The 4,479-nt window shown below is 70.1% G+C and carries 4 protein-coding genes; 2 read left to right on the top strand and 2 right to left on the bottom strand.

Going from position 1 to position 4,479, the window contains the following annotated elements; translation table 11 throughout:
* Positions 1-151: 151 nt before the first annotated feature.
* A complete protein-coding gene (locus AC08OX_RS15250; RefSeq protein WP_476608421.1) occupies positions 152-1,156 on the top strand; it encodes an HAD-IIA family hydrolase in 1,005 nt (334 codons plus the stop codon).
* Between the two features lie 35 nt (positions 1,157-1,191).
* Here the strand turns inward: AC08OX_RS15250 and AC08OX_RS15245 are convergent, their stop codons facing one another.
* Complete coding sequence (locus tag AC08OX_RS15245) at positions 1,192-2,637, bottom strand: hypothetical protein (RefSeq protein WP_476608420.1); 1,446 nt, start codon at positions 2,635-2,637, stop codon at positions 1,192-1,194.
* 311 nt (positions 2,638-2,948) lie between these two features.
* On the opposite strand from AC08OX_RS15245, the gene AC08OX_RS15240 reads away from it, so the two are divergent.
* On the top strand, positions 2,949-3,635 hold the full coding sequence (locus tag AC08OX_RS15240; RefSeq protein WP_476608419.1) for an adenylate kinase family protein: 687 nt from the start codon (positions 2,949-2,951) through the stop codon (positions 3,633-3,635).
* Positions 3,636-3,660: 25 nt separating this feature from the next.
* On the opposite strand, the gene AC08OX_RS15235 is transcribed toward AC08OX_RS15240, so the two are convergent.
* Complete coding sequence (locus AC08OX_RS15235; protein ID WP_476608418.1) at positions 3,661-4,209, bottom strand: hypothetical protein; 549 nt, start codon at positions 4,207-4,209, stop codon at positions 3,661-3,663.
* Between the last annotated feature and the right edge of the window lie 270 nt (positions 4,210-4,479).

Below are 4,479 nucleotides of genomic sequence, written 5' to 3'. Positions count from 1 at the left end.
CTGGCTCATCGTCCCATCCCTGTATCTGATGTCGCCCACCGAACCGGAGATCGCCGCCATCGCGGTGCTGTGAGAAGGGATCACCCGAACCCGGTGAGCTGAGGTGAGGTGACCGAACCCGCCGGGTCGTCCGGGCCGGGTGGTCCCCATCATGGTGCCGAGTGGGGACCACCCGGCAGACGGCATCGAGCGCTGGCGGGGAGAATCGGGGGCCATGGCGGAACATCTGATCGAGAACTATCTCATCGACATGGACGGTGTTCTGGTCCATGAGGAACATCCCATTCCGGGCGCGGATGCCTTTCTGGCCGGGATCGGCGAGGCAGGCCTGGGTTTTCTCGTGTTGACCAACAACTCGATCTACACGGCCCGCGACCTGTCCGCCCGGCTGGCTGGCGCGGGACTCACGATCCCGCCGGAGCGGATCTGGACCTCGGCCCTCGCCACCGCGCTCTTCCTACACACCCAACGCCCCCAGGGATCGGCGTACGTCGTCGGCGAAGCGGGCCTGACCACGGCGCTGCACGACATCGGCTACGTCCTCAGCGACCGGTCACCCGATTACGTCGTCCTCGGGGAAACCCGGACCTACAGCTTCGAGGCAATCACCAAAGCGGTACGGCTGGTGCGCGACGGCGCACGCTTCATCGCGACGAATCCCGATCCCACCGGTCCCTCGGTGGAGGGTCTCCTGCCCGCCACCGGGGCGGTCGCGGCGATGATCACCCGGGCGACCGGCGTCACACCCTACTTTGTCGGCAAGCCGAACCCGTTGATGATGCGCAGTGCGCTGAACACGCTGTCCGCGCACAGCGAGACCACCGTGGTGATCGGCGACCGGATGGACACCGACGTCGTCGCCGGCCTGGAGGCCGGAATGGACACCGTGCTGGTGCTGTCGGGCATCACGTCCATCACCGATGTCGACCGGTTCCCCTACCGGCCGACCGCCATCGTCGGCAGCATCGCCCAGTTGCCCGTCGGTCGGGATGTGCGGACGCTCGACAGCATGCCGACGGCCGCCGTCCGCCCGGCGCCAGCCGGGGCCTCCGATCGCACCGGGGTCCCCGATCGCACCGGGGTCCCCGATCGCACCGGGGCGCACGGTCGGACCCCGGGACCGGTGCACACCTCGGGGTCCACCACACGTGGGTGAGGGGCCACCGCGGAATCAGGGAACCCCGGACGGGATCAGGAGCCGCCCTGCGAACGGCGGAACAGGGTCGCGGTCGGCGCGGCGGCGGTCAGGGTCACCTTCGTCGGCGTGAACAGGAACGACTGCTGGGGCAGGCCGTCCGGACCCAGCAGGAACGCCCGCTCGATCGAGTCGACCTGGATGCGCGCACCGGTGTCGGCACCCGCACCGACGACCCGGGTCGCCTGGATGGACGCGATGTCCTCCGCGACCGTCCCGGGTGGGAGTTCGACAGCCGTGGCGGCCGGCGCGTCCCGTTCGATGGACCAGGCAGGGTAGGTCTTGTTCGACCGGTAGGTCTCGGGGTTGCCGGCGAGCCGCACCCCGACCGACAGCCCGACCCAGGCGTCGGCGGTGTTCGGCGCGCCGACCGTGTTCTTCCGGACGATCAGGTACAGGTAGTTACGCGGGTCGCTGATCCGGGTGCGCGGGTCCGGGACCGGGGCGTCGGCGACCTTGCCCTCCCGGGCGACCTCCTGGGACATCACCCAGTAGGTCCACGGGTTGCGGTCCATCTCCCGCTCGGGGGCCTCGGCGTTCGGGTCGAGGGTGTCCGCGGCAGACAGGGCGAACCGCATCGGGCCGTCGGTGTTCTGGCACATGCTGTTGCTGCGCGTGCAGGTCCCGAGCAGCGGGTGCGTGCTCTCGTACCGGCCGGTGAACGGCTGCGACGTGTGCTCCGGCCCCTGGATCACGGCGCTGCCGGGGATGGCGTTGCCGGTGGCGTCGATCTCTACCTGGTAGGTCCACTCGATGTCGGTGGTCCGCCCCCAGAACGCCATCAGGGCCGGGGTCGGGGTGCCCTCGTCCTCGTTGCTCCACACCATCGAGTAGGTCAGCAGGCGATGACCGGCGATCGCGGTTGGCGCCTCGGAGTGGAAGGCGAGCAGCGGGGTGTCGGTGACGGCGTTCTGGAACGGCCCGCCGGCCATCGGGTCCGCGGCGGCCGGCGCCGTCCGGCCGTAGATCACCGGGGCGTGCGCCAGTGCCTGGTAGCCGTTGTCCTGCGGCGTGACGGTGCGGAAGGTCAGATCGGTCAGGCGCGCCGTGGCGGCGTTGCGGGGCGACCGGTCCGCGGCGAACAGCGTCCGCAGGGTGTGCCTGCCGGCGGCCAGGTGACCCAGCGCGAGGCTACGCTTGATCGGGAAGGACGTGGGGATCACGAGATCGGTGGCGTAGGCGGTGTCGACGTAGAGCGACAGCACCGCGGACTCGCCGCCCGGGGAGCCCCAGGAGACCCCTGGGGCGGTGGTGGTGACGTCCAGGAGCACCTCGCCGTCGGCCTCGGTGCGGAAGGGGATCGACGAGTCCTGCCCCCGATTGAGGACGATCTCCGCGGGTGGAGCCGGTGCCTTGTCCCCGGAACCGCACGCCGTGAGCCCCACCGCCAGCACGGTGGCGGCCAGGCCGGCGCCGAGCGTCTGACGCAGTCCCCTTGACACCCGCGTTCCCTCCTAGAATCCGGGATCGCAGCCGCGGCCCGTTCCGCGCTCCCCCGATCCCCATACATCCTGACATCCTGCTCTTTACGGCATTGTCGGCGTGCATCGGTCCGGGTTGGGCTGCGGACAGCCCGCCGGTCGGCCGTGCGGGTGTCATGACGTACCCGCCACCGCTGGGCCGCGGAAACCCCTAGTGATCTCCATGGCGGATAACGTCGCGACGGAGAGGCCGGTGGGACAGCTGGGGGCGGGCCACCGAGGCGGCCGCGCGTCGGCCGGCCTCCGGGGCGGAGGAACGATCGGGAGTCGGCGTGCGCAAGTTCGTCATCATGGGCGTGCAGGGCAGCGGCAAGGGAACCCAGGCGACGATGATGGCCCGGGACTTCGACCTGGTCCACATCAACGTCGGCGACGTCTTCCGCTGGAACGTGCAGAACCACACCAAACTCGGTGCCCAGGTCAAACGCATCGTGGCGGCCGGTCACCTGGTCGGGGACGACCTCGTCGAGTCGGTGGTGCGCTCCCGGCTGGCCGAGCACGACTGGAACTACGGGTTCATCATCGACGGGTTCCCGCGCAACGCCCGGCAGGCCGAGTTCTTCCTGGAGAGCTACGACATCGACGGGGTCATCTACCTCGACCTCCCCGACGACGAGGTCTATCGGCGGGTGCTCGCCCGCCGGTTCTGCTCACGGTGCGGCCTGGACTACAACCTGATCGCCAGTAGGCCGCAGGTGCCGGACACCTGCGACGTGTGCGGAGCGCCGCTGCTGACCCGGGCCGACGACAACCCGCAGGCACTTGCCGTCCGCCTGCGGGAGTACCACGAGAAGACCCGACCGGTCATGGAGATCTTCCAGCGTAAGGAGTTCGTGGCCGTCGTGGACGCCCGGCACCCGCCGCGCGAGGTGCAGGCGGAGATCCGCCGGCATTTCGATCTTCCACAGCTCGATCGCTCGCAGCTCGATTTTCCGCAACGGCCGGTCGTGCCCGGGTGAGCCCGGCCGTGATCCCCCGGGGGGACTACCGCTTGGTGAACACCACGGCGACGCCGTCGGTATTGCCGATCCCCGCGGCCCCGATACTCCCGTTGACGCCGTGCCCGTTGAACTGGATGGCTCTGGCGACCCCCGGAATCCCCACATCCGTTGTGATCTTGTAGCCGGCGCCAGGCAGGGTCTGCCGGTAGAAGGTGGCCACCCGGTCGCTGGACACCCCGCCCAGCGTCACCGTCGACGTCTTCCCGGTGGTCGTACCGACCTTCACGGTGGCCCCGGGCGGCACCGGGAAATCGGGGGGGACATTCGTGCCACGCAGGGCATCCGCGCCGCTGACGGCGTCGATCCTTCCCACCCCCGGCAGCGAGGTCGGCAGCGCGGTGGGCAGCCCGCTCGGCAGCGAGGTCGGCAGGGTTGGTGTGCTGACGGAGGGCGGCACGCTGATGTCGTCGGACCCCCCGCAACCGGCGGTCAGCGCGACCATTCCCGCGAGGACCAGCCCCGGAAGCAGCGTCATGGTTCGGCCGGACCGGATCCCTCGGCGTGGTTCGTCGAGGGTGAGGTTCTCCCGCACGGCTGGTCCTCCCGCTCGGTCCGACCGGCGGTCCCGCGGGCGGACGGTAGATCATCACTGTGGATCTGTCCAGGTGTCTGATTCCCGGATCTTTCGGATCCATGCCGTCGACCTTAGTCGCGGACGGTGCACGCCGCGTGGCGGTGTCGGCTCGGCGTCATTGCCCGCGTGGGGGTGGCCCGCGTGGGGGCGGCCCGCGTGAGTGGAGGTGGCTCCCGTGGGGATGCGTCGGCGCGTCGCCACCCGGGGGAGCACACCTGAGCTTCACGT

It is taken from the genome of Frankia sp. CoBUL1 (assembly GCF_978021245.1).
Note: the sequence above shows the minus strand (reverse complement) of the source record. Positions and strands in the feature narration are given on the sequence as shown.

What these genes read in the sequence shown, in the direction of transcription:
- AC08OX_RS15250 (WP_476608421.1), top strand. Translation starts at nt 152, where the DNA reads ATGGTGCCGAGTGGGGACCACCCGGCAGACGGCATCGAGCGCTGGCGG.